Genomic DNA, 22,018 nt, shown 5'->3' with positions numbered 1-22,018 from the left:
CATTCCATCGCCGCATCGCCAGCCTGGTGGTGTTGCAATGGAATGGCATAGCACTTCCCTGAGACTGCGACCGGCATGAATCCGGCAGTTCGCCTGCCGCTGTGAGCGCAGGCGTCGCGGGACGCGCGTGTGTGCGCCCCGCATGCATGTATCAAGGAACTGCTCATGACCATGTTCAACAAGATCGTCAAGGAATTCCAATGGGGCCAGCACACGGTCCGCATGGAAACCGGCGAAGTCGCCCGCCAGGCTGGCGGTGCCGTAATCGTCGACGTGGAAGACACCGTGGTGCTGGCTACCGTGGTGGCCGCCAAGAGCCCGAAGGCGGGCCAGGACTTCTTCCCGCTGACCGTCGACTACATCGAAAAGACCTACGCTGCCGGCAAGATCCCCGGTGGCTTCTTCAAGCGTGAAGGCCGTCCGTCGGAAAACGAGACGCTGACCTCGCGCCTGATCGACCGTCCGCTGCGCCCGCTGTTCCCGGAAGGCTTCTACAACGACGTGCAGGTGGTGATCCACGTGCTGTCGATCAACCCGGAAGTGCCGGCCGACATCCCTGCGCTGATCGGCGCGTCCGCCGCGCTGGCCGTGTCGGGCATTCCGTTCAACGGCCCGGTGGGCGCCGCCCGCGTGGGTTACAAGGATGGCCAGTACCTGCTGAACCCGACCCGCTCGCAGATCGCCACGTCCGACCTGGACCTGGTGGTGGCCGGTACCGAGCGCGCCGTGCTGATGGTGGAATCGGAAGCCCAACAGCTGTCTGAAGAGGTGATGCTGGGCGCCGTGGTGTACGGCCATGAGCAGATGCAGATCGCCATCAACGCGATCCACGACCTGGTGCGCGACGGCGGCAAGCCCGAGTGGGACTGGGCCCCGGCAGCCAAGAACGAGCCGCTGATCGCCAAGGTTAGCGAGATCGGCCTGCCGCTGCTGCAGGAAGCCTACCAGCTGCGCCAGAAGTCGGCCCGCAGCCAGAAGCTGAAGGAAGTCTACGCCGCGGTGACCGCTGGTCTGGCCGAAGCCGGCGTGGAAGCCGAGAAGGTGGAAGTGGGCAACATCCTGTTCGACCTCGAAGCGAAGATCGTCCGTGGCCAGATCCTGGCCGGCGAGCCGCGCATCGACGGCCGCGACACGCGCACCGTGCGCCCGATCGAGATCCGCTCGTCGGTGCTGCCGCGCGCGCACGGCTCGGCCCTGTTCACGCGTGGGGAAACCCAGGCGCTGGTGGTGGCCACGCTGGGTACCAAGAGCGACGAGCAGATCATCGACGCGCTGGCCGGCGAATACCGCGACCGCTTCATGCTCCACTACAACATGCCCCCGTTCGCCACCGGCGAGACGGGCCGCGTGGGCAGCCCGAAGCGTCGTGAAATCGGTCACGGCCGCCTGGCCAAGCGCGCGCTGATCCCGGTGCTGCCGAAGGACGACGAGTTCGCGTACACGATCCGCCTGGTGTCGGAAATCACCGAATCGAATGGTTCGTCGTCGATGGCTTCGGTCTGCGGCGGCTGCCTGGCACTGATGGACGCCGGCGTTCCGGTCAAGGCGCACGTGGCCGGCGTGGCCATGGGCCTGATCCTGGAAGGCAACAAGTTCGCCGTGCTGACCGACATCCTGGGCGATGAAGATCACCTGGGCGACATGGACTTCAAGGTGGCCGGCACCGACGCGGGCATCACCGCGCTGCAGATGGACATCAAGGTCCAGGGCATCACGAAGGAAATCATGCAGGTGGCGCTGGCTCAGGCCCGCGAAGGCCGCATCCACATCCTGCAGAACATGCAGGGCGCGATGGGCCATGCGCGTACCGAGCTGTCGGCACACGCACCGCGCATGATCACGATGAAGATCCATCCGGACAAGATCCGCGAAGTCATCGGCAAGGGCGGCTCGACCATCCAGGCCCTGACCAAGGAAACCGGCACGACCATCGACATCGGCGAAGACGGCACGATCACGATCGCGTCGACCTCGACGGAAGGCATGGCGGAAGCCAAGCGCCGCATCGAGGGCATCACCGCCGAAGCCGAAGTGGGCAAGATCTACGCCGGTACCGTGCTGAAGCTGCTGGACTTCGGTGCCATCGTGAACATCCTGCCGGGCAAGGACGGCCTGCTGCACATCAGTGAGATCGTCAACGAGCGCGTGAAGGACATCAAGGACTGGCTGAAGGAAGGCCAGCAGGTGCGCGTGAAGCTGATCCAGGCCGACGAGAAGGGTCGTCTGCGCCTGTCGCTGAAGGCAGCGCTGGCGGAAGAGGGCGGCAGCATCAGCCCGATCGTCCAGAGCGACGCCCCGGCGGCTCCGGCCTCGCCCGACCAGCAGTAAGCCGGTCCGGCAGTACCCGTAGTCCTCGTAGTACCAAAAAAGCGGCTGGCGATGTCCAGCCGCTTTTTTGTTTACACTGCCGGTCATTCCATGCGGATGGGGTTTGCCCAGCCTGCATGCCACGCACGACACACTGATGAGGAACGATCATGAAAGCCATCGAGATCCGTGAATACGGCGCGCCCGAAGTCCTGCAACTGGCCGAGCGCCCCGATCCGGAGCCGAAGGCGGGCGAGATCCTGATCCGCGTGGCGGCGGCCGGCATCAATCGTCCCGATGTGTTCCAGCGCACCGGCAACTATCCGGTGCCGCCGGGTGCCTCGGACCTGCCCGGCCTTGAAGTGGCGGGGGTGGTGGTGGGCGGCGACCTGTCGCACGCCGACAACCGCTTCGGCCTGAAGGTGGGCGACCGCGTCTGTGCGCTGGTGCAGGGCGGCGGCTACGCCGAGCTGTGCACGGCCCCGGTGGCGCAATGCCTGCCGGTGCCGGCGGGTTTGTCCGATATCGAGGCCGCTGCGCTGCCCGAGACCTTCTTCACGGTCTGGAGCAATGTGTTCGACCGTGGCCTGCTGGGCAAAGGCCCGCGCGGCAAGGATGAGACGCTGCTGATCCAGGGCGGCTCGAGCGGCATCGGCACGACCGCCATCCAGATCGCCAAGGCGCTTGGCTTCAAGGTCTTCGTGACGGCCGGCAGCGACGAGAAGTGCAAGGCCTGCGAGCAGTTGGGCGCCGATCGCGCGATCAACTACAAGACCCAGGACTTCGTGGCCGAGGTCAAGGCGCTGACCGAGGGCAAGGGTGTGGACGTGATCCTCGACATGGTGGCCGGCTCGTACCTGGCGCGCGAGCTGTCTTGCATCGCCGATGACGGCCGCATCGTCATCATCGCCCTGCTGGGCGGCGGCAAGGCCGAGATTCCGCTGGGCGACATCCTGCGTCGCCGGATCACCGTGACGGGCTCGACGCTGCGGCCCCGCCCGGCGTCATTCAAGGGCAAGATCGCCGAGGCGCTGCACCAGCAGGTGTGGCCGCTGCTGGCGGCCGGCAAGATCAAGCCGGTGATCCACCAGGTCTTCCCGGCCGCACAGGCTGCCGACGCCCATCGGCTGATGGAGTCGAGCGAGCACATCGGCAAGATCGTGCTGACCTGGTAATAACGGACGGCTGAGGGCGCCCGCTGGGCGTCCTGTTGCGCCGGATCGGCTCGGTGTATGCAATTGTCCGCCCGTGGTGGCGGACCCCTTCCGGCCACGCTACAATAGCGGGTTTATTTCAGAGGGGGCGCTTGTGAGACAAAAGCTGGTCATCGGCAACTGGAAGATGCACGGCAGCCTGGCCGCCAATGCGGCGCTGCTCGACGGTATCAAGGCGGCTTCGGCCCGCGCGACGCTGGCTGTTTGCGCACCGTTCCCCTATCTTGCCCAGTGCCAGACGCTGTTGTCGGGCTCGCAAGTGGCCTGGGGTGCCCAGGATGTGTCGGCAGAGGCGCGTGGCGCCTTCACGGGCGAGGTGGCTGCCTCGATGCTGGCCGAGTTTGGCGTGAGTTATGCGCTGGTCGGTCATTCCGAGCGCCGCACCTATCACGGCGAAACCGACGCCACCGTGGCGGCCAAGGCGCTGCGGGCGCTGGAATTTGGCATCGTGCCCGTGGTCTGCGTTGGCGAGACGCTCGCCGAGCGCGAAGCCGGGCAGACTGAAGCCGTTGTGGGCCGTCAGTTGCAAGCGGTGCTGGATGCGTTGTCTATCGAGCAGCTGGGTCGGATTGTCCTGGCCTATGAGCCTGTCTGGGCGATCGGCACCGGCAAGACCGCCTCCAGTGCCCAGGCGCAGGCCGTGCATGCCGTCCTGCGTGCGCAGGTGGCCGGCAAGGACGCTGGCGTGGCATCGCGCATGGCCATCCTGTACGGCGGCAGCGTGAAGCCGGACAATGCGGCCGAACTGTTTTCCATGTCCGACATCGACGGGGGCCTGATTGGTGGCGCCTCGCTGAAGGCGGATGATTTCCTCGCGATCGGCAACGCCTGATGCCGGTTCCGATCGTCTGATCAGGCAAGTTCGAAACGAATTCAACCAAATGGCAATCTTCAAGACTTTGTTGGTAATCGTGCAGGTCCTGTCCGCGCTGGGCGTGATCGCACTGGTCCTGCTGCAGCACGGCAAGGGCGCCGATGTGGGCGCGGCGTTCGGCTCCGGTGCATCGGGCAGCCTGTTCGGCGCCTCGGGCTCCGCGAACTTCCTGTCGCGTACCACGGCCGTGCTCGCATCGTTGTTCTTTGTCTGCACGCTGGGCCTGACGCTGCTGGGCAACTACAAGCCCGCCGCTTCGCTGGGCGTGATGGGTGCCGCGCAGCAGCCCACGCCGGCCTCCGCGCCGGCTGGTGCATCGGCGCCCGCGGCCGCTGCGGCCTCGGCCCCGGCAGGTCCTGCTGTACCGAAATAATCCGCCTGCGTTCTGGCTGATTCCTGAGTTTTTTTAAAGTTGTGCATTGAACAAATCAGGGATCTTGGGTTAGAATGCAAGGCTTGAAACGATTCCCCAGCGACGGGGCTCAGAGCGGAAGACAGGCTCTTCCACACGGGCTTCGGAGGGTGTAAAAACCCGGCGCAAGGCAATATTGTTTCTCCCCCAGCCGACGTGGTGAAATTGGTAGACACGCTATCTTGAGGGGGTAGTGGCGAAAGCTGTGCGAGTTCGAGTCTCGCCGTCGGCACCAAACAACTTGATCGGCGTCCGTCCGGAGCCGGCCCTCGGGCCATGCTTTGGATCGCGGCGCCGGCAGTCCGCAAGGCGGCGCCGTAGCTAAGACGGGATGGCGCTTGGGGTGGGCAACAGGACGCCGCTTCAGCTGGTGCTGTTGACAACATTCCAGATAAGGCTGGCCGTATCTTGACTCTCGAAGCCTACTTCCCCGTCCTCATCTTCATCCTCTTTGGCGTCGTGCTGGGTGTGGCACTGATGTCCATTGGTCGGATACTCGGTCCCAACAATCCTGATACCGCGAAGCTGTCGCCCTACGAGTGCGGCTTCGAAGCGTTCGAGGACGCGCGCATGAAGTTCGACGTGCGCTACTACCTCATCGCCATCCTCTTTATCCTGTTCGATCTCGAAACTGCCTTCCTGTTTCCGTGGGGTGTCGCCCTCAAGGATATCGGCTGGCCGGGATTCATCGCCATGGGCGTGTTTCTGCTGGAATTCATCGTGGGCTTCGTCTACATCTGGAAAAAGGGCGCGCTCGATTGGGAGTGATGTGAAATGGCAATCGAAGGCGTTCTCAATGAAGGCTTCGTCACGACTACCGCTGACAAGCTGATCAACTGGACCCGCACGGGCTCGCTCTGGCCGATGACGTTCGGCCTGGCCTGCTGTGCCGTGGAAATGATGCATGCTGGCGCCGCGCGCTACGACATGGACCGCTTCGGCGTGATTTTCCGCCCGTCGCCGCGTCAGTCGGACGTGATGATCGTGGCCGGCACGCTGTGCAACAAGATGGCCCCCGCGCTCCGCAAGGTCTATGACCAGATGGCCGAGCCGCGCTGGGTGATCTCGATGGGCTCGTGCGCCAATGGCGGCGGCTACTACCACTACTCGTACTCGGTAGTGCGTGGCTGCGACCGCATCGTGCCGGTCGACATCTATGTTCCGGGCTGCCCGCCGACGGCGGAAGCGCTGATCTACGGCGTGATCCAGCTGCAGAACAAGATCAAGCGTACCAACACCATCGCGCGCAAGGGCTGACATGGCGAATAACCTGGACACCCTCAAGGCTGCGCTCGAAAAGGTTCTCGGCAAGCGCGTGCAGAGCCTGGTCGAAGCGGTTGGCGAGCTGACGCTGATCGTCAAGGCCGACGACTACCTCGAAGTGGCCCGCCTGCTGCGCGACGAGCCGTCGCTGCGCTTCGAGCAACTGCTGGACCTCTGCGGCGTCGACTACTCCGACTACGCGGATGGCGCGTGGGACGGCCTGCGCTTTGCGGCCGTATCGCACCTGATCTCGATCACCCACAACTGGCGCCTGCGCCTGCGCGTGTTCGCGCCGGATGACGACCTGCCCGTGGTGCCGTCGCTGATCGACGTGTGGAACTCGGCCAACTGGTTCGAGCGCGAAGCCTTCGATTTCTACGGCATCGTGTTCGAAGGCCATCCGGACCTGCGCCGCATCCTGACCGACTATGGTTTCGTCGGCCACCCGTTCCGCAAGGATTTCCCGGTTTCCGGCTTCGTGGAGATGCGCTACGACCCGGAACAGAAACGGGTGATCTACCAGCCGGTGACGATCGAGCCGCGCGAAGTCACGCCTCGCGTGATTCGCGAGGAAAACTACGGCGGCGTGCAGCACTGAGATCGACGTCATGGCAGATATCAAGAATTACACCCTGAACTTCGGCCCGCAACACCCGGCGGCGCACGGCGTGCTGCGCCTGGTGCTCGAGTTGGACGGCGAAGTCATCCAGCGTGCCGACCCCCACATCGGCCTGCTGCACCGTGCCACCGAGAAGCTGGCCGAACAAAAGACCTGGATCCAGAGTGTGCCGTACATGGACCGTCTCGACTACGTGTCGATGATGGTCAACGAGCACGCCTACGTGATGGCCATCGAGCGCCTGCTGGGCCTCGAGGTGCCGGTGCGTGCGCAGTACATCCGCGTGATGTTCGACGAAATCACCCGCCTGCTGAACCACCTGATGTGGATCGGCTCGCACGCGCTCGACGTGGGTGCGATGGCGGTGTTCCTCTACGCTTTCCGCGAGCGCGAGGACATGTTCGACATGTACGAGGCGGTGTCGGGCGCGCGCATGCACGCGGCCTACTACCGTCCGGGCGGCGTCTACCGCGACCTGCCTGACACGATGCCGCAATACCGGGCGTCGAAGATCCACAACGAGCGCGCCATCAAGGCGATGAACGAAGCCCGTTCGGGCTCGCTGCTGGACTTCATCGAGGACTTCACGAACCGTTTTCCGACGTACGTGGATGAATATGAGACGCTGCTGACCGATAACCGTATCTGGAAGCAACGTCTGGTGGATATCGGTGTGGTCAGCCCGGAGCGTGCGCTGCAGATGGGCTTTACCGGCCCGATGCTGCGCGGCTCGGGCATCGAGTGGGACCTGCGCAAGAAGCAGCCCTACGAGGTGTACGACCAGCTCGACTTCGACATCCCCGTCGGCAACGGCGGCGACTGCTACGCACGCTACCTGGTGCGCGTGGAAGAGATGCGCCAGTCGAACCGGATCATCAAGCAGTGCGTGGACTGGCTGCGCCGCAACCCGGGCCCGGTGATCACCGAGAACCACAAGGTGGCGCCGCCCTCGCGCGTGGACATGAAGTCCAACATGGAAGAGCTGATCCACCACTTCAAGCTGTTCACCGAAGGCATTCACGTGCCGGCTGGCGAGGCTTACGCGGCGGTGGAGCACCCGAAGGGCGAGTTCGGTATCTACGCGATTTCGGACGGCGCGAACAAGCCGTACCGCCTGAAGATCCGTGCACCTGGCTTTGCCCACCTGGCCGCGCTGGACGAAATGGCCAAGGGACACATGATCGCCGATGCCGTGACGATCATCGGGACGCAAGACATCGTGTTCGGCGAGATCGACCGCTAAGTCGATCGAGAATCCGGAGACGGGGAGTCTCCACCCAGGCGTATAGGCCGTCACCCGGACGACGATTCGGGTTCATGCGGCCGGCCCCGCGAGTGTCGGGGGCGGCAGGCGATGCCTGCGACGGACCGGCGGGGCGCAGAGCGACCCGGCCGGCGGAACATGGCAGCGACGGCTGCAAACCAGCGGAGGCCGCGAGCCGGCTTTCGCCGTATTACTGCAATGACCATGCTATCAGCAGAAGCTCTCAAGGAAATCGATCGCGCGATCGCGAAGTATCCGGCCGACCAGAAACAGTCGGCCGTGATGGCGGCACTCGCCGTGGCACAGGGCGAGGTGGGCTGGGTTTCCCCCGAAGTCATGCAGTTCGTCGCCAGCTACCTCGACATGCCGCCCGTGTGGGTGGAAGAGGTGGCCACGTTCTACAACATGTATGACACCAAGCCGGTGGGCAAGTACAAGCTCACCGTCTGCACCAACCTGCCGTGCGCACTGTCCGGCGGCGACCGCGCGGGCGACTACCTAAAGCGCAAGCTCGGCATCGACTACAACGAGACCACCGCCGACGGCTGCTTCACCCTGAAAGAAGGTGAGTGCATGGGTGCCTGCGGCGATGCACCGGTGATGATCGTGAACAACACCCGTATGTGCAGCTTCATGAGCAACGACAAGCTCGACGCGCTGGTCGACGAGTTGAAGACCGAAGCCGCCAAGGGAGCCAAGTAACATGACCTCTCTGCACGACCGTCACATCAAGCCGCTGATCCTGGCCGGCCTGGACGGCAAGAACTGGCACCTCGAAGACTACGTCAAGCGTGGCGGCTACAAGCAGCTGCGCCGGATCCTGACCGAGAAGATTCCGCCCGAGCAGGTGATTGCCGACGTCAAGGCGTCCGGCCTGCGCGGCCGTGGCGGCGCTGGCTTCCCCACGGGCCTGAAGTGGAGCTTCATGCCGCGTACGTTCCCGGGCCAGAAGTACCTGGTCTGCAATACGGACGAGGGCGAGCCGGGCACGTTCAAGGACCGCGACATCATCCGCTACAACCCGCATTCGCTGATCGAAGGCATGGCCATCGGCGCGTATGCGATGGGCATCACCGTGGGTTACAACTACATCCACGGCGAGATCTGGAACGAGTACAAGATCTTCGAGGAAGCCCTCGAGGAAGCGCGTGCGGCCGGGTTCCTCGGCGACAAGATCATGGGCTCGGACTTCAACTTCCAACTCCATGCGCACCATGGCTACGGCGCGTACATCTGCGGCGAGGAAACGGCGCTGCTGGAGTCGCTCGAAGGCAAGAAGGGCCAGCCGCGCTTCAAGCCGCCTTTCCCGGCGAGCTTCGGCCTGTACGGCAAGCCGACCACGATCAACAACACCGAGACGTTTGCCGCGGTGCCCTTCCTGCTGGAAGTGGGCCCGGAAAATTATCTCAAGCTGGGCAAGCCGAACAACGGCGGCACCAAGATCTTCTCGATCTCGGGCGACATCGAGCGTCCGGGCAACTACGAGATCCCGCTGGGCACGCCGTTCTCGACGCTGCTCGAGCTGGCCGGCGGCATGCGCGGTGGCAAGCGCATCAAGGCGGTGATTCCGGGTGGCTCGTCTGCCCCGGTGGTGCCGGGCGACCTGATGATGGCGTCGGACATGGACTACGACTCGATCGCCAAGGCCGGCTCGATGCTGGGCTCGGGCGCCGTGATCGTCATGGACGAGACCCGCTGCATGGTGCGCTCGCTGCTGCGTCTGTCGTATTTCTATTTTGAAGAATCGTGCGGCCAGTGCACGCCGTGCCGCGAAGGCACCGGCTGGCTCTATCGCATGGTCAATCGCATTGAACACGGAGAAGGGCGCCAGGAAGACCTGGACCTGCTCAACAACGTCGCGGAAAACATCATGGGGCGCACGATCTGCGCGCTCGGCGATGCTGCGGCGATGCCGGTACGCGGCATGCTCAAGCACTACTGGAAAGAGTTCGAGTATCACGTCGAACACAAGCAGTGCATGGTCCCGGCCCATTCTTAAGCGTGGCAGAACATGGTTGAACTCGAGATCGACGGCAAGAAGGTAGAGGTTGCGGAAGGCAGCCTCGTGATGGAAGCCGCCCGCAAGCTGGGCACCTACATCCCGCATTTCTGCTACCACCGCAAACTCTCCATCGCGGCGAACTGCCGCATGTGCCTGGTGGAGGTGGAGAAGGCGCCCAAGGCGCTGCCCGCCTGCGCCACGCCGGTGACGCCTGGCATGAAGGTCTTCACGAACTCGGAAAAGGCCGTCAAGGCCCAGAAGTCCGTGATGGAATTCCTGCTGATCAACCACCCGCTCGACTGCCCGATCTGCGATCAGGGCGGCGAATGCCAGCTCCAGGATCTGGCGGTGGGCTACGGTGCGTCGGAGTCGCGCTACAAGGAAGAGAAGCGCGTGGTGTTCCACAAGAACGTGGGCCCGCTGATCTCCATGGAGGAGATGACCCGCTGCATCCACTGCACCCGTTGCGTGCGCTTCGGCCAGGAAGTGGCCGGCGTGATGGAACTGGGCATGCTGAACCGTGGCGAGCACTCGGAAATCACCACCTTCGTCGGCCAGACCGTGGATTCGGAACTGTCCGGCAACATGATCGACCTGTGCCCGGTTGGCGCGCTGACGAGCAAGCCGTTCCGCTACTCGGCCCGTACGTGGGAACTGGCGCGCCGCAAGTCGGTGTCGCCGCACGACGGCCTGGGCGCGAACCTGGTTATCCAGACCAAGAACCAGCGCGTCATGCGCGTGCTGCCGCTGGAAAACGAAGAGATCAACGAGTGCTGGCTGTCGGACAAGGACCGCTTCGCCTATGAAGGCCTGAACAGCCCGGACCGCCTGGTGCGTCCGCTGCTGAAGCAGGGCGGCGAATGGATGGAAACCGACTGGCAGACCGCGCTGGAATACGTCGCCAACGGCCTCGCCAGTATCAAGCGCGACCATGGCGCCGACCAGATCGCCGCGCTGGCCAGCCCGCACAGCACGCTTGAAGAGCTGTACCTGCTCGGCAAGCTGGTGCGTGGCCTCGGCAGCGACAACATCGACTTCCGCCTGCGCCAGACCGATTTCTCGGCAGCTCTGAAGGGCGCGCCGTGGCTCGGCATGCCGGTGGCCGATGTGACCACGCTGCAACGCGTGCTCGTGATTGGTTCGTCGCTGCGCAAGGATCACCCGCTGCTGGCTTCGCGTCTGCGTCAGGCCGGCAAGAAGGGCGCCCGCGTGACGGTGCTGGGTGCTGGCGGTGAAGACCTGCTGATGCCGGCGACGCGCATCGACGTGGCCCCGTCCGCCTGGACCGCCGCGCTGGCCGGTGTGGCCCGCGCCGTGGCGTCTGCCAAGGGTGTGGCGGCTCCCGCCGGTACCGAGGGTTTCGATGGCGGCGACGCCGCGGCCAAGGTGGCCGAAGCGCTGCTGTCCGGCGAACGCCGTGCGGTGTTCCTCGGCAACGAGGCTGTGCGCCATCCGCAATTCTCGGCGCTGCACGCGCTGGCACAGTGGATCGCCACGGAAACGGGCGCGACGCTGGGCTTCCTGACCGAAGCGGCCAATACGGTCGGCGGCTACATCGCCGGCGCGCTGCCGCAACAAGGCGGCGCCAATGCGCAGGCGATGCTCGACGCGCCGCGCAAGGCCTACATCGTGCTGAACGCCGAACCCGAGTTCGATACCGCCGACGCCCGCAAGGCGCTGGCCGCGCTGAACCAGGCCGGTACGGTCGTGGTGCTGTCGCCGTTCCGCTCGGAAGCGGCCATGCAGTACGCCGACGTGATCCTGCCGGTGACGCCGTTCACGGAAACCGCCGGTACCTTCGTCAATGCAGAAGGCGTGCCGCAGAGCTTTAACGGCGTGGTGCGCGCGCTGGGCGAATCGCGTCCCGCCTGGAAGGTGCTGCGCGTGCTGGGCAACCTGCTGGATGTGCCGGGCTTCGACTTCGACACGGCCGAAGCCGTACGCGAGGAAGTGCTGGCCAAGCCGGTGGCACCGCAACTGAACAACACCACCGATGCCCCGATCCGCGTGACGGCTGCTGCCGCCAACGGTATCGAGCGCATTGCCGATGTGCCGATCTACCACGCCGACCCGATCGTGCGCCGTGCCGACTCGCTGCAGCTGACCGCGGCCGCGCGCCGTGCGATGCAGGTGGCGCTGTCGTCCGACCTGTTCGACAAGCTGGGCGTGCAGGTGGGCGACCCGGTGCGCGTGACGCAGGGCGAGGGTAGCGTGGTGCTGCCGGCCGCGCTGGAAATCACGCTGCCGGCCAACACCGTGCGCGTGCCGGCCGCTACCGTGGCCGCCGCGACGCTGGGTGCGCTGTACGGCAACGTCACCGTCGAGAAAGCCATCGAGCTGCCGGGCCAGCAGGCCAAGGCAACGCCGGCGGCCACCGCATAAGAAGAGCGAGAACGCAACATGATCGATTGGATTACCTCGCAAGGCCAGGCCGTATTCGGTGGCGCGTGGACGCCGCTGTGGATTCTCATCCGCGCGGTGGTCATTGTGGTGCCGCTGCTGCTGTGCGTGGCCTACCTGATTCTCTGGGAGCGCAAGCTGATTGGCTGGATGCACGTGCGGATCGGCCCGAACCGCGTGGGCCCGCTCGGCCTGCTGCAGCCGATTGCCGATGTGCTGAAGCTGCTGCTCAAGGAAGTCATGATGCCGTCGCAGGTCAGCCGGGGCATGTACCTGGTGGCCCCGCTGATGGTGCTGATGCCGGCCGTGGCAATCTGGGCGGTGATCCCGTTCCAGGCCGAGGTGGTGATGGCCGACGTGAACGCCGGCCTGCTCTATGTGATGGCGATCAGCTCGGTGGGCGTCTATGGCGTGATCCTGGCCGGCTGGGCCTCGAACTCGAAGTATGCGTTCATCGGCGGGATGCGCGCCGCTGCGCAGATGGTGTCGTATGAAATCGCCATGGGCTTCGCGCTCGTGACGGTGCTGATGGTGTCGGGCAGCCTGAACCTGTCGGCCATTGTGAACGGCCAGAACACCGGCTACTTCGCCAACATGGGCATCAACGTGCTCTCGTGGAACTGGCTGCCGCTGCTGCCGATGTTCGGCGTCTACTTCATCTCGGGCGTGGCGGAAACGAACCGTCACCCGTTCGACGTGGTGGAAGGCGAGTCGGAAATCGTGGCGGGTCACATGATCGAATACTCGGGCATGGGCTTCGCGCTGTTCTTCCTGGCCGAATACATCAACATGATCGTCATCTCGACGATGACCGCGCTGATGTTCCTCGGTGGCTGGGCGCCCCCGTTCTCGAGCGCGCTGACCAACATGATCCCGGGCTTCTTCTGGCTGCTGATCAAGGTTTTCCTGCTGCTGTCGGTATTTATCTGGATCCGTGCATCGTTCCCGCGCTACCGCTATGACCAGATCATGCGCCTGGGTTGGAAGATCTTCATTCCGCTGACCGTGGGCTGGCTGATCATCGTGGCGATCTGGATCAAGTCGCCGTGGAACATCTGGCACTGATGTGCCCGGCGACGGCGCGCCGCTGCAAGTGGCAGGGCGCGCCGCGCGGAAATAATTAGGAAGCAATCGTCATGCTGCTCGCCATCAAGGACTTCTTCAACAGCCTGCTCCTGAAGGAACTCTTCAAGGGCATGGCGCTGACCGGCCGCTATCTCTTCGCGCGCAAGATCACCGTCCAGTTCCCGGAAGAGAAAACGCCGATGTCGCCGCGTTTCCGCGGCCTGCACGCGCTGCGCCGCTACCCGAACGGGGAAGAGCGCTGCATCGCCTGCAAGCTGTGCGAAGCCGTGTGCCCGGCCGTGGCCATCTCGATCGAGTCGGACCAGCGTACGGACGGCACGCGCCGCACCACGCGCTACGACATCGACCTGACCAAGTGCATTTTCTGCGGTTTCTGCGAGGAAGCCTGCCCGGTCGACGCGATCGTCGAGACGCACATTCTCGAGTATCACGGCGAGAAGCGCGGCGACCTGTACTTCACCAAGGACATGCTGCTGGCCGTGGGCGACCGCTACGAACCGCAGATCGCGGCGAACAAGGCTGCGGACGCCAAGTACCGCTAAGCAGGCCAGCATCGCTGAACAGGGCGGGTGCCGGAAGCGGCGCCTGGACCTGAAGTGAATTTGAATTTGAATCGGCCCTGAACAGGGGCCACCAGAAGGATGCCGCGCATGGCGCGGACCACCCAGGGGGTGGTTCGTGCCGCGCGGCCCAAAGAGGATCCGATAGGGACCATGGAACTCACGACCGCCATCTTCTACGTCTTTGCGCTGGTGCTGGTGCTCTCCGCACTGAAAGTCATCACGGCAAAGAACCCGGTGCATTCCGCACTGTTCCTCGTCCTGGCGTTCTTCACCGCCGCGGCGATCTGGATGATCCTGAAGGCGGAGTTCCTCGCCATCCTGCTCGTGCTCGTCTACGTGGGCGCCGTGATGGTGCTGTTCCTGTTCGTGGTGATGATGATCGATATCGATATCGAGCACCTGCGCCGCGACTTCTGGACCTACGTGCCGCTGGCTTCGGTGGTGGGCGCGCTGATCATCGCCGAAATGGCGATCGTGCTGGTGCGCAACTTCATCGGCACCACGGCCGCTGTGCTGCCGCCCGGCTCGCAGGACCCCAACTACTCGAACACCGGCGCGCTCGGCAAGCTGATCTACACGGACTACATCTTCGCGTTCGAAGTGGCCGGCATCATCCTGCTCGTGGCCATCGTCGCCGCCGTGGCACTGACGCTGCGCCGCCGCAAGGACGTCAAGGCACAGGATGTGTCGAACCAGCTGCGTACCCGCCGCGATGACCGCGTGCGCCTGGTGAACATGCCGGCCGAGGGCCGGGCCGGAGCGGATGCGAACGCAGCCGCCAATAAGAACTAAGCCCGGAGAATAACGCTGTGCTCTCTCTCGCCCACTTCCTCGTGCTCGGTGCGATCCTGTTCGCAATCAGCATCGTTGGCATTTTCCTGAACCGCAAGAACGTGATCGTGCTGCTGATGGCGCTCGAGCTGATGCTGCTTGCGGTCAATATGAACTTCGTCGCCTTCTCGCACTATATGGGCGACCTGGCCGGACAGGTTTTCGTTTTCTTCATCCTCACGGTGGCCGCTGCCGAGTCGGCAATCGGTCTGGCAATCCTGGTCGTGCTGTTCCGTAACCTGGACACGATCAACGTGGATGACATGGATACGCTCAAGGGCTGATCCATGACCTCCATGACCCAAGACTGCTCTCCGACCGCACACCAATAAGCGTCCTATGGCAACCACGCTCAACCCCAACCTGCTGCTGGCGATTCCGCTGGCGCCGCTCGCCGGCGCCGCGATAGCCGGCCTGTTCGGCACCAAGTTCTTCGGCACGTTCTCCTCGGACACGCGCGGCGGCCGCATCGTGGCCCACACCGCCACGATCCTCGGTGTCGCCATCGCCTTCGTCCTCTCGCTGCTGGTGCTGCGTGACGTGATGGACGGCGCCGGCTACAACGGCACCGTGTACGAATGGATGGCCATCGGCAGCCTGAAGATGGAAGTCGGCTTCCTGGTGGATTCGCTGACCGCGATGATGATGGTGGTCGTGACCTTCGTGTCGCTGATGGTGCACATCTACACCGTCGGCTACATGCAGGGCGACGCCGGCTACAACCGCTTCTTCGCCTACATCTCGCTGTTCACCTTCTCGATGCTGATGCTGGTGATGAGCAACAACTTCCTGCAGCTGTTCTTCGGCTGGGAAGCGGTGGGCCTCGTCTCGTACCTGCTGATCGGCTTCTGGTACACGCGTCCGACGGCGATCTTCGCCAACATGAAGGCGTTCCTGGTCAACCGCGTGGGCGACTTCGGCTTCATCCTCGGCATCGGCCTGCTGCTGGCCTACAGCGGCAGCATGGACTACAGCGCCGTGTTCGCCAAGCGCGAGGCACTGGCCGCCGTGACCTTCCCGGGCACCGACTGGATGATGCTGACCGTGGCCTGCATCTGCCTGTTCATCGGCGCGATGGGCAAGTCGGCACAGTTCCCGCTGCACGTGTGGCTGCCTGACTCGATGGAAGGCCCGACCCCGATCTCGGCACTGATTCACGCGGCAACCATGGTGACCGCCGGCATCTTCATGGTGGCGCGCATGTCGCCGCTGTTCGAACTGTCGGACACCGCGCTGTCCTTCGTGCTGGTGATCGGCGCGATCACCGCGCTGTTCATGGGCTTCCTGGGCATCATCCAGAACGACATCAAGCGTGTGGTGGCGTACTCCACGCTGTCGCAGCTGGGCTACATGACCGTGGCGCTGGGTGCTTCGGCCTACTCGGTGGCGGTGTTCCACCTGATGACGCACGCGTTCTTCAAGGCACTGCTGTTCCTTGGCGCCGGTTCGGTCATCATCGGCATGCACCATGACCAGGACATCCGCAACATGGGCGGCCTGCGCAAGTACATGCCGATCACCTGGATCACGTCGCTGGTGGGCTCGCTGGCCCTGATCGGCACGCCGTTCTTCGCGGGCTTCTATTCCAAGGACTCGATCATCGAGGCCGTGGCCGAGTCGCATATCGCCGGTTCGGGCTTTGCGTACTTCGCCGTGCTGGCCGGTGTGTTCGTGACCGCGTTCTACTCGTTCCGCATGTACTTCCTGGTGTTCCACGGGGAAGAGCGTTTCGGCAAGCCGCACGCCCACCATGACCACCACGAGGAAGACGAGGAGTCGCACGGCGACGACCATCATCATGGTCTGGCCCCGGGCGAGAAGCCGCACGAGTCGCCGTGGGTGGTGACGCTGCCGCTGGTGCTGCTGGCCATTCCGTCGGTCATCATCGGCGCCATCGCCATCGAGCCGATGCTGTTCGGCGAGTTTTTCAAGCACGGCGTTGCGTTCAAGGACGTGATCTTCGTGGGCGAGAACCACCATGCGATGGAAGAGTTGCGTGAAGCGTTCCACGGCTGGGTGCCGATGGCGATTCATTCGCTGACGACCCCGGTGCTGTGGCTGGCCATTGCCGGTGTGGTGCTGTCGTGGTTCTTCTACATGAAGCGCCCGGACATCCCGGCCGCGATCCAGCAACGCTTCTCGGGCCTCTACAAGCTGCTCGACAACAAGTACTACATGGACGCGTTCAACCAGGCAGTGTTCGCACGCGGTGCGCGCCTGCTGGGCACCGGCCTGTGGAAGGGCGGCGACCAGGGCCTGATCGATGGCCTGTTCGTCAACGGTTCGGCCCGCGTGGTGGCATCGTTTGCCGCTGCCAGCCGCTACCTGCAGTCCGGCTACATCTACCATTACGCGTTCGCGATGATCCTCGGCATGCTGGTGCTCCTGACGCTGACGATCACTGGCGTGATAGGCACCAAGTGATAGGCACCAAGTAAGGAAAACAAAGAAATGGTTCTGTCTTTCGCAATCTGGCTGCCTATCTTCTTCGGCTTGCTGGTCCTCGCCTCGGGCTCTGATCGCAGCAAGTGCTACGTGCGCTGGATGTCGCTGTTCGGCGCGCTGGCCAGCTTCGTCGTCACGCTGCCGCTCGTATTCCACTTCGATACCGCCTCGGCGGCCATGCAGTTCGTCGAGAATGCGAGCTGGATCGAGCGCTTCAAGATCAACTACCACCTCGGCGTGGACGGGATCTCGATGTGGTTCGTGGTGCTGACCTCGTTCATCACCGTGATCGTCGTGATCTCGGCCTGGGAAGTGATCACCGAGCGCGTGGCCGAGTACATGGCCGCGTTCCTGATCCTGTCCGGCCTGATGGTTGGCGTGTTCTGTGCGCTCGACGGCATGCTGTTCTACGTGTTCTTCGAGGCCACGCTGATCCCGATGTACATCATCATCGGCGTCTGGGGCGGCCCGAACCGCGTCTACGCGGCCTTCAAGTTCTTCCTCTACACGCTGCTCGGCTCGCTGCTGACGCTGGTTGCACTGCTGTACCTCTACAGCAAGACCGGTACCTTCGACATCCTGTCGTGGCACCAGGCCAAGCTGTCGATGAACGAGCAGATCGCGCTGTTCCTGGCGTTCTTCATGGCCTTCGCGGTCAAGGTGCCGATGTGGCCGGTCCACACCTGGCTGCCGGACGCCCACGTGGAAGCGCCGACCGGCGGTTCCGTGGTGCTGGCCGCGATCATGCTGAAGCTCGGTGCCTACGGCTTCCTGCGGTTCTCGCTGCCGATCGCCCCGGACGCCAGCCACACGCTCGCCCCGTTCATCATCACGATCTCGCTGATCGCGGTGATCTACATTGGCCTCGTGGCGCTGGTGCAGGCTGACATGAAGAAGCTGGTGGCGTACTCGTCGATTGCCCACATGGGTTTCGTGACGCTGGGCTTCTTCATCTTCAACGACATCGGCGTGGAAGGCGGCATCATCCAGATGATCTCGCACGGCTTCATCTCGGGCGCGATGTTCCTGTGCATCGGCGTGCTCTACGACCGCGTGCACTCGCGCCAGATCGCCGACTACGGCGGCGTGGTAAATACCATGCCGAAGTTCGCGGCGCTGTCGGTGTTCTTCGCGATGGCCAACTGCGGCCTGCCGGCCACCTCGGGCTTCGTGGGCGAGTTCATGGTCATCCTGGGTGCCGTGAAGTACAACTTCTGGATCGGCCTGCTGGCCGCCACGGCCCTGATCCTTGGGGCGGCATACTCGCTGTGGATGGTCAAGCGCGTGATCTTTGGCGACATCGTGCACCAGCACGTGCGCGAACTGATCGACCTGAATAAGCGCGAGTTCTTCATGCTGGGCCTGCTGGCCATCATGACGCTGTACATGGGCCTGTACCCGAAACCCTTTACCGATGTGATGCACGCGTCGGTCGCGAACCTGCTGTCCCACGTGGCGCAGTCCAAGCTGTAACAGCGGGGGAGAGAAATCAACATGCAACCGTCTTCTAGCCTGGCTCCGGTGGCGCCAATCATCTTCCTGGCGATTGCCGTCGCGGCAATCAACTGGATCGACCTTGCCCGCGGCAAGGGCAGCAAGAGCGTGGCGTACCCGCTGTCGCTGCTGACCACGCTGGTCCTCACCGTCTGGTTCGGCATGAACGCCGCCGCCGGCGAAACGCACTACGCGTTTGCCAACCTGGTCGTGATCGACCCGATGGCCAACGTGCTGTCGGCGTTCTGCGCGGCCGGCATGTTCCTGACGCTGGTCTATACGCGCAGCTACCTCGGCGAGCGCGACATGTTCGCGGGCGAGTTCTACATGCTCGCGCTGTTCACGCTGGGCGGCCAGATCGTCATGATCACCGGCAACAACTTCCTGACCCTGTACCTGGGCCTGGAACTGCTGTCGCTGTCGTCCTATGCGCTGGTGGCCCTGCGCCGCGAGTCGCGCGTGACGTCGGAATCGGCGATGAAGTACTTCGTGCTGGGCGCGCTGGCTTCGGGCTTCCTGCTCTACGGCGTGTCGATGATGTACGGTGCCACCGGTTCGCTGAACCTGGGCGAAGTGTTCCGTGCCGTGGAATCGGGTCGCATCAATACGACGATGCTGGCCTTCGGCGTGGTGTTCATTGTTGCCGGCCTGTCGTTCAAGCTCGGCGCCGCCCCGTTCCACATGTGGATTCCGGACATCTATCAGGGTTCGCCGACTGCCGTGACGCTGCTGATCGCGGCCGGCCCGAAGGTCGCGGCCTTCGCGCTGTTCATGCGCGTGCTGGTGGAAGGCCTGCTGCCGCTGGCCAACGACTGGCAGATGATGCTGGTCGTGCTGTCGGTGCTGTCGCTGGCGATCGGTAACCTGACCGCCATCGTGCAGACCAACCTGAAGCGGATGCTGGCGTACTCGACCATCTCGCACATGGGTTTCGTCCTGCTGGGCCTGCTGTCCGGCGTGGTGGCGAACAAGACGGATGGCGCCGCCGATGCGTACAGCGCGTCGATGTTCTACTCGGTGACGTACATGCTGACCACGCTCGGCACGTTCGGCCTGATCCTGGTCCGCACCCGCAAGGGCTTCGAAGCCGAGACGCTCGATGACCTGAAGGGCATGTCGCGCCGTCATCCGTGGTTTGCGCTGCTGATGCTGGTGATGATGTTCTCGATGAGCGGCATTCCGCCGACCGTGGGCTTCTACGCCAAGCTGGCCGTGCTGGAGGCGGTGGTCTCGGCAGGCATGAGCTGGCTGGCGATCGTCGCGGTGCTGTTCTCGCTGATCGGCGCGTTCTACTACCTGCGCGTGATCAAGCTGATGTACTTCGATGCGCCGGTGGGTGAAGAACCGCTGGAAGCGTCGGTTGGCCTGCGCTCGGTGCTGAGCCTGAATGGCCTGGCCATCATCCTGCTGGGTCTCTTCCCGGCGGCGCTGATGAACCTGTGCTACCAGGCGATCCGCGCCACGCTGGCGTCCTGATTGTCGGACGATAGAAAAGGCACCGGATCATGAGTTCCTCGGCGGGCGGTTGGTTTGTCATCTTGCTGGCACTGGTGTGTGCCAACCTGCCGTTCGTCAACCAGCGCCTGTTCGCGGCGGTGGGCCTCCGCTGGAAGGATGCCCGCAAGCCGCTGTGGGTGCGGGTGGCGGAACTGATCGTGTGGTACGCGGTGGCCGGTGCCGCCGGTTTCGCGGTGGAGGCCGGCCTCGGCAACACCTTCCCGCAGGGCTGGCAGTTCTACGCCATCACGGCTTGCATGATGCTGGTGTTTGCCTTCCCCGGCTTCACCTGGCAATACCTGGTCAAACATCGCACGGCCTGACGGCTTGCCTGCGCCCCGGCCGTGCTTTCCTCACCGGAGCGTTCATGACGGACAAGACCCACATGGCCCCCCCGGCGCCCGCAAGCGGTGCCGACGAGCATCTCAGCGAAACCTGCGTGGCGTCCGCCACCCTCCATCGCGGTAAATTTCTCACGCTCAAGCAAGACATCGTCAGGCTGCCGGACGGCAAGCAGGCCGGGCGGGAGTACGTGCTGCATCCGGGTGCGGTCATGATGATCCCACTGTTCGACGATGGCACCGTGCTGATGGAACGCCAGTTCCGCTATCCGGTGGGCGAGGTCATGCTGGAGTTTCCGGCTGGCAAGCTCGATCCGGAGGAGGGCGCGCTGCGTTGCGGCCAGCGCGAACTGCGCGAGGAGACCGGCTATACGGCCCAGCGCTGGGACTATCTGACCCGGATCCACCCGGTCATCTCCTACTCCACCGAATTCATCGACCTGTTCCTGGCACGCGACCTGACGGCAGGCGAATCGCAGCTCGATGACGGCGAATTCCTCGAGACGTTCATTACGCCGGCGGGGCAGGTCATCGACTGGGTCCGGCAGGGCCGGATCACCGACGTGAAGACCATCATCGGTGCGTTCTGGGTCGAAAAAATCCTCTCGGGGACGTGGCAGCCGGGCGAGCAAGCCGAGCCGCCGTTCCCGCTCAGCCGCGTCGGCTGAATTCGCACATTACTGTTAAGCTTGCGACGGCCGCGAGCCGGGTATCCCGGGGTTTTCCCTTGGTTTTCCTGGTCCTGCGGGCCCGCCTTGGTTGTTTGTGTTTCCAACGCATCCCGCTAGGCGAAACGGTCACAGAAAAAATTAGCACGACCGTTCACAAAATTTCGATTCACGGCTAATATTTGCCCGACGGGCTGGAAAGATCATGAAGGTGCTCGACCTGCGCTGTGCGCAAGACCATCGTTTCGAGGGCTGGTTCGCCTCGGAGGAAGATGCGCAATCGCAGTTCTCGCGCGACCTCGTCCAATGCCCGGTCTGTGGCGACCACGCGATCAGTCGTCTGCCGAGCGCGCCGCGCCTGAATCTATCGGGCGCTACCGCCAGGCAGGAGACCCCCCAGCCGGCCAATGCGCCGGGCGCGGTGAACGCCGAAGTCCAGCAAGCGTTGCAGGCGCTGCAGGCGCGCTACCTGTCGGCAGTACGGCAGGTGCTGGCACAGACCGAGGACGTGGGCGACCGCTTTGCCGAGGAGGCGCGGCGCATGCACTACGAAGAGGCACCGGAACGCGGTATTCGCGGTTCGGCCTCGGCGGAGGACGTGCAGGCGCTGGCCGAGGAGGGCATCGAGACCTTTCCGCTCATCGTGCCGGACGCACTGAAGCAGACGGCCCACTGAACAAGCATCCTGTGCCCGGTTTTCCCGCGCAGCGATGCGCAGGTAAAACAACTCGCCGCGCG

The 22,018-nt window shown here is 63.9% G+C and carries 21 protein-coding genes and 1 tRNA gene; all 22 read left to right on the top strand.

From position 1 onward, the window contains the following. Positions 1-165 precede the first annotated feature (165 nt). The 22 genes from pnp to AB4120_RS21350 all read left to right on the top strand — a co-directional run bounded on the left by pnp (position 166) and on the right by AB4120_RS21350 (position 21,956). Positions 166-2,328, top strand: coding sequence for a polyribonucleotide nucleotidyltransferase (gene pnp, locus AB4120_RS21455; protein WP_149136417.1), 2,163 nt, complete (start codon positions 166-168; stop codon positions 2,326-2,328). 149 nt (positions 2,329-2,477) lie between these two features. Then, on the top strand, positions 2,478-3,482 hold the full coding sequence (locus AB4120_RS21450; RefSeq protein ID WP_149136416.1) for an NAD(P)H-quinone oxidoreductase: 1,005 nt from the start codon (positions 2,478-2,480) through the stop codon (positions 3,480-3,482). 133 nt (positions 3,483-3,615) lie between these two features. Beyond that, positions 3,616-4,353, top strand: coding sequence for a triose-phosphate isomerase (gene tpiA, locus AB4120_RS21445; protein ID WP_149137566.1), 738 nt, complete (start codon positions 3,616-3,618; stop codon positions 4,351-4,353). Positions 4,354-4,402: 49 nt separating this feature from the next. Next, on the top strand, positions 4,403-4,768 hold the full coding sequence (gene secG / locus AB4120_RS21440; protein ID WP_149136415.1) for a preprotein translocase subunit SecG: 366 nt from the start codon (positions 4,403-4,405) through the stop codon (positions 4,766-4,768). Between the two features lie 189 nt (positions 4,769-4,957). Then, a tRNA-Leu gene (locus AB4120_RS21435) sits at positions 4,958-5,042 on the top strand. Between the two features lie 173 nt (positions 5,043-5,215). After that, a complete protein-coding gene (locus AB4120_RS21430; protein WP_144201561.1) occupies positions 5,216-5,575 on the top strand; it encodes an NADH-quinone oxidoreductase subunit A in 360 nt (119 codons plus the stop codon). A 6-nt stretch (positions 5,576-5,581) separates the two neighbouring features. Further along, positions 5,582-6,064, top strand: coding sequence for a NuoB/complex I 20 kDa subunit family protein (locus AB4120_RS21425; RefSeq protein ID WP_008643342.1), 483 nt, complete (start codon positions 5,582-5,584; stop codon positions 6,062-6,064). Between the two features lies 1 nt (position 6,065). Next, the gene (locus tag AB4120_RS21420; protein ID WP_149136414.1) at positions 6,066-6,668 is read left to right on the top strand and encodes an NADH-quinone oxidoreductase subunit C; all 603 of its coding nucleotides are present in this window, start codon (positions 6,066-6,068) and stop codon (positions 6,666-6,668) included. 10 nt (positions 6,669-6,678) lie between these two features. After that, positions 6,679-7,932, top strand: a complete 1,254-nt coding sequence (locus AB4120_RS21415; protein WP_149136413.1) for an NADH-quinone oxidoreductase subunit D — start codon at positions 6,679-6,681, stop codon at positions 7,930-7,932. A gap of 225 nt (positions 7,933-8,157) precedes the next feature. Then, positions 8,158-8,655, top strand: coding sequence for an NADH-quinone oxidoreductase subunit NuoE (nuoE, locus tag AB4120_RS21410; protein ID WP_144201713.1), 498 nt, complete (start codon positions 8,158-8,160; stop codon positions 8,653-8,655). A 1-nt stretch (position 8,656) separates the two neighbouring features. Further along, on the top strand, positions 8,657-9,952 hold the full coding sequence (gene nuoF, locus AB4120_RS21405) for an NADH-quinone oxidoreductase subunit NuoF (protein WP_144201555.1): 1,296 nt from the start codon (positions 8,657-8,659) through the stop codon (positions 9,950-9,952). 12 nt (positions 9,953-9,964) lie between these two features. Further along, complete coding sequence (gene nuoG, locus AB4120_RS21400; RefSeq protein ID WP_149136412.1) at positions 9,965-12,337, top strand: NADH-quinone oxidoreductase subunit NuoG; 2,373 nt, start codon at positions 9,965-9,967, stop codon at positions 12,335-12,337. An 18-nt stretch (positions 12,338-12,355) separates the two neighbouring features. Continuing rightward, entirely contained in the window at positions 12,356-13,420 is a 1,065-nt protein-coding gene (nuoH, locus tag AB4120_RS21395; RefSeq protein ID WP_144201551.1) for an NADH-quinone oxidoreductase subunit NuoH, read from the top strand. Between the two features lie 74 nt (positions 13,421-13,494). Continuing rightward, a complete protein-coding gene (gene nuoI / locus AB4120_RS21390) occupies positions 13,495-13,983 on the top strand; it encodes an NADH-quinone oxidoreductase subunit NuoI (RefSeq protein WP_186296954.1) in 489 nt (162 codons plus the stop codon). A 171-nt stretch (positions 13,984-14,154) separates the two neighbouring features. Then, positions 14,155-14,796 (top strand): NADH-quinone oxidoreductase subunit J, encoded by a 642-nt coding sequence (locus tag AB4120_RS21385; RefSeq protein ID WP_144201547.1) that lies wholly within the window; start codon positions 14,155-14,157, stop codon positions 14,794-14,796. 17 nt (positions 14,797-14,813) lie between these two features. Continuing rightward, positions 14,814-15,119: an NADH-quinone oxidoreductase subunit NuoK gene (gene nuoK, locus AB4120_RS21380; protein ID WP_029050842.1), complete on the top strand. Its 306-nt coding sequence runs from the start codon at positions 14,814-14,816 to the stop codon at positions 15,117-15,119. Positions 15,120-15,174: 55 nt separating this feature from the next. Further along, positions 15,175-17,259 carry an NADH-quinone oxidoreductase subunit L gene (gene nuoL, locus AB4120_RS21375; protein WP_149136411.1) on the top strand — a complete coding sequence of 695 codons (2,085 nt, stop codon included), beginning with the start codon at positions 15,175-15,177 and terminating at the stop codon, positions 17,257-17,259. Between the two features lie 27 nt (positions 17,260-17,286). After that, a complete protein-coding gene (locus AB4120_RS21370) occupies positions 17,287-18,753 on the top strand; it encodes an NADH-quinone oxidoreductase subunit M (protein WP_149136410.1) in 1,467 nt (488 codons plus the stop codon). A 21-nt stretch (positions 18,754-18,774) separates the two neighbouring features. Further along, positions 18,775-20,250 carry an NADH-quinone oxidoreductase subunit NuoN gene (gene nuoN / locus AB4120_RS21365; RefSeq protein WP_149136409.1) on the top strand — a complete coding sequence of 492 codons (1,476 nt, stop codon included), beginning with the start codon at positions 18,775-18,777 and terminating at the stop codon, positions 20,248-20,250. Between the two features lie 29 nt (positions 20,251-20,279). Next, a complete protein-coding gene (locus AB4120_RS21360; protein ID WP_144201539.1) occupies positions 20,280-20,594 on the top strand; it encodes a DUF2818 family protein in 315 nt (104 codons plus the stop codon). 44 nt (positions 20,595-20,638) lie between these two features. Then, positions 20,639-21,280: an NUDIX domain-containing protein gene (locus AB4120_RS21355; RefSeq protein WP_441642816.1), complete on the top strand. Its 642-nt coding sequence runs from the start codon at positions 20,639-20,641 to the stop codon at positions 21,278-21,280. 205 nt (positions 21,281-21,485) lie between these two features. Continuing rightward, entirely contained in the window at positions 21,486-21,956 is a 471-nt protein-coding gene (locus tag AB4120_RS21350; RefSeq protein ID WP_149136407.1) for a DUF1178 family protein, read from the top strand. Positions 21,957-22,018 lie beyond the last annotated feature (62 nt).

Origin of the sequence: Cupriavidus sp. 2KB_3, assembly GCF_052115685.1 — a bacterium.
In the GTDB taxonomy this organism is placed as follows: Bacteria; Pseudomonadota; Gammaproteobacteria; order Burkholderiales; family Burkholderiaceae; genus Cupriavidus; species Cupriavidus campinensis.
This window is presented reverse-complemented; position numbering and strand designations above follow the sequence as displayed.

Bases quoted from the DNA above. Each gene is read 5' to 3' on its own strand.
- nuoL (WP_149136411.1), top strand. From the start codon at position 15,175: ATGGCAACCACGCTCAACCCCAACCTGCTGCTGGCGATTCCGCTGGCG.
- AB4120_RS21350 (WP_149136407.1), top strand. From the start codon at position 21,486: ATGAAGGTGCTCGACCTGCGCTGTGCGCAAGACCATCGTTTCGAGGGC.
- secG (WP_149136415.1), top strand. From the start codon at position 4,403: ATGGCAATCTTCAAGACTTTGTTGGTAATCGTGCAGGTCCTGTCCGCG.
- AB4120_RS21420 (WP_149136414.1), top strand. From the start codon at position 6,066: ATGGCGAATAACCTGGACACCCTCAAGGCTGCGCTCGAAAAGGTTCTC.
- AB4120_RS21425 (WP_008643342.1), top strand. From the start codon at position 5,582: ATGGCAATCGAAGGCGTTCTCAATGAAGGCTTCGTCACGACTACCGCT.
- AB4120_RS21360 (WP_144201539.1), top strand. From the start codon at position 20,280: ATGAGTTCCTCGGCGGGCGGTTGGTTTGTCATCTTGCTGGCACTGGTG.
- AB4120_RS21415 (WP_149136413.1), top strand. From the start codon at position 6,679: ATGGCAGATATCAAGAATTACACCCTGAACTTCGGCCCGCAACACCCG.
- AB4120_RS21385 (WP_144201547.1), top strand. From the start codon at position 14,155: ATGGAACTCACGACCGCCATCTTCTACGTCTTTGCGCTGGTGCTGGTG.
- pnp (WP_149136417.1), top strand. From the start codon at position 166: ATGACCATGTTCAACAAGATCGTCAAGGAATTCCAATGGGGCCAGCAC.
- nuoH (WP_144201551.1), top strand. From the start codon at position 12,356: ATGATCGATTGGATTACCTCGCAAGGCCAGGCCGTATTCGGTGGCGCG.
- AB4120_RS21370 (WP_149136410.1), top strand. From the start codon at position 17,287: ATGGTTCTGTCTTTCGCAATCTGGCTGCCTATCTTCTTCGGCTTGCTG.
- AB4120_RS21450 (WP_149136416.1), top strand. From the start codon at position 2,478: ATGAAAGCCATCGAGATCCGTGAATACGGCGCGCCCGAAGTCCTGCAA.
- AB4120_RS21355 (WP_441642816.1), top strand. From the start codon at position 20,639: ATGACGGACAAGACCCACATGGCCCCCCCGGCGCCCGCAAGCGGTGCC.
- nuoG (WP_149136412.1), top strand. From the start codon at position 9,965: ATGGTTGAACTCGAGATCGACGGCAAGAAGGTAGAGGTTGCGGAAGGC.
- nuoN (WP_149136409.1), top strand. From the start codon at position 18,775: ATGCAACCGTCTTCTAGCCTGGCTCCGGTGGCGCCAATCATCTTCCTG.
- nuoF (WP_144201555.1), top strand. From the start codon at position 8,657: ATGACCTCTCTGCACGACCGTCACATCAAGCCGCTGATCCTGGCCGGC.
- nuoE (WP_144201713.1), top strand. From the start codon at position 8,158: ATGCTATCAGCAGAAGCTCTCAAGGAAATCGATCGCGCGATCGCGAAG.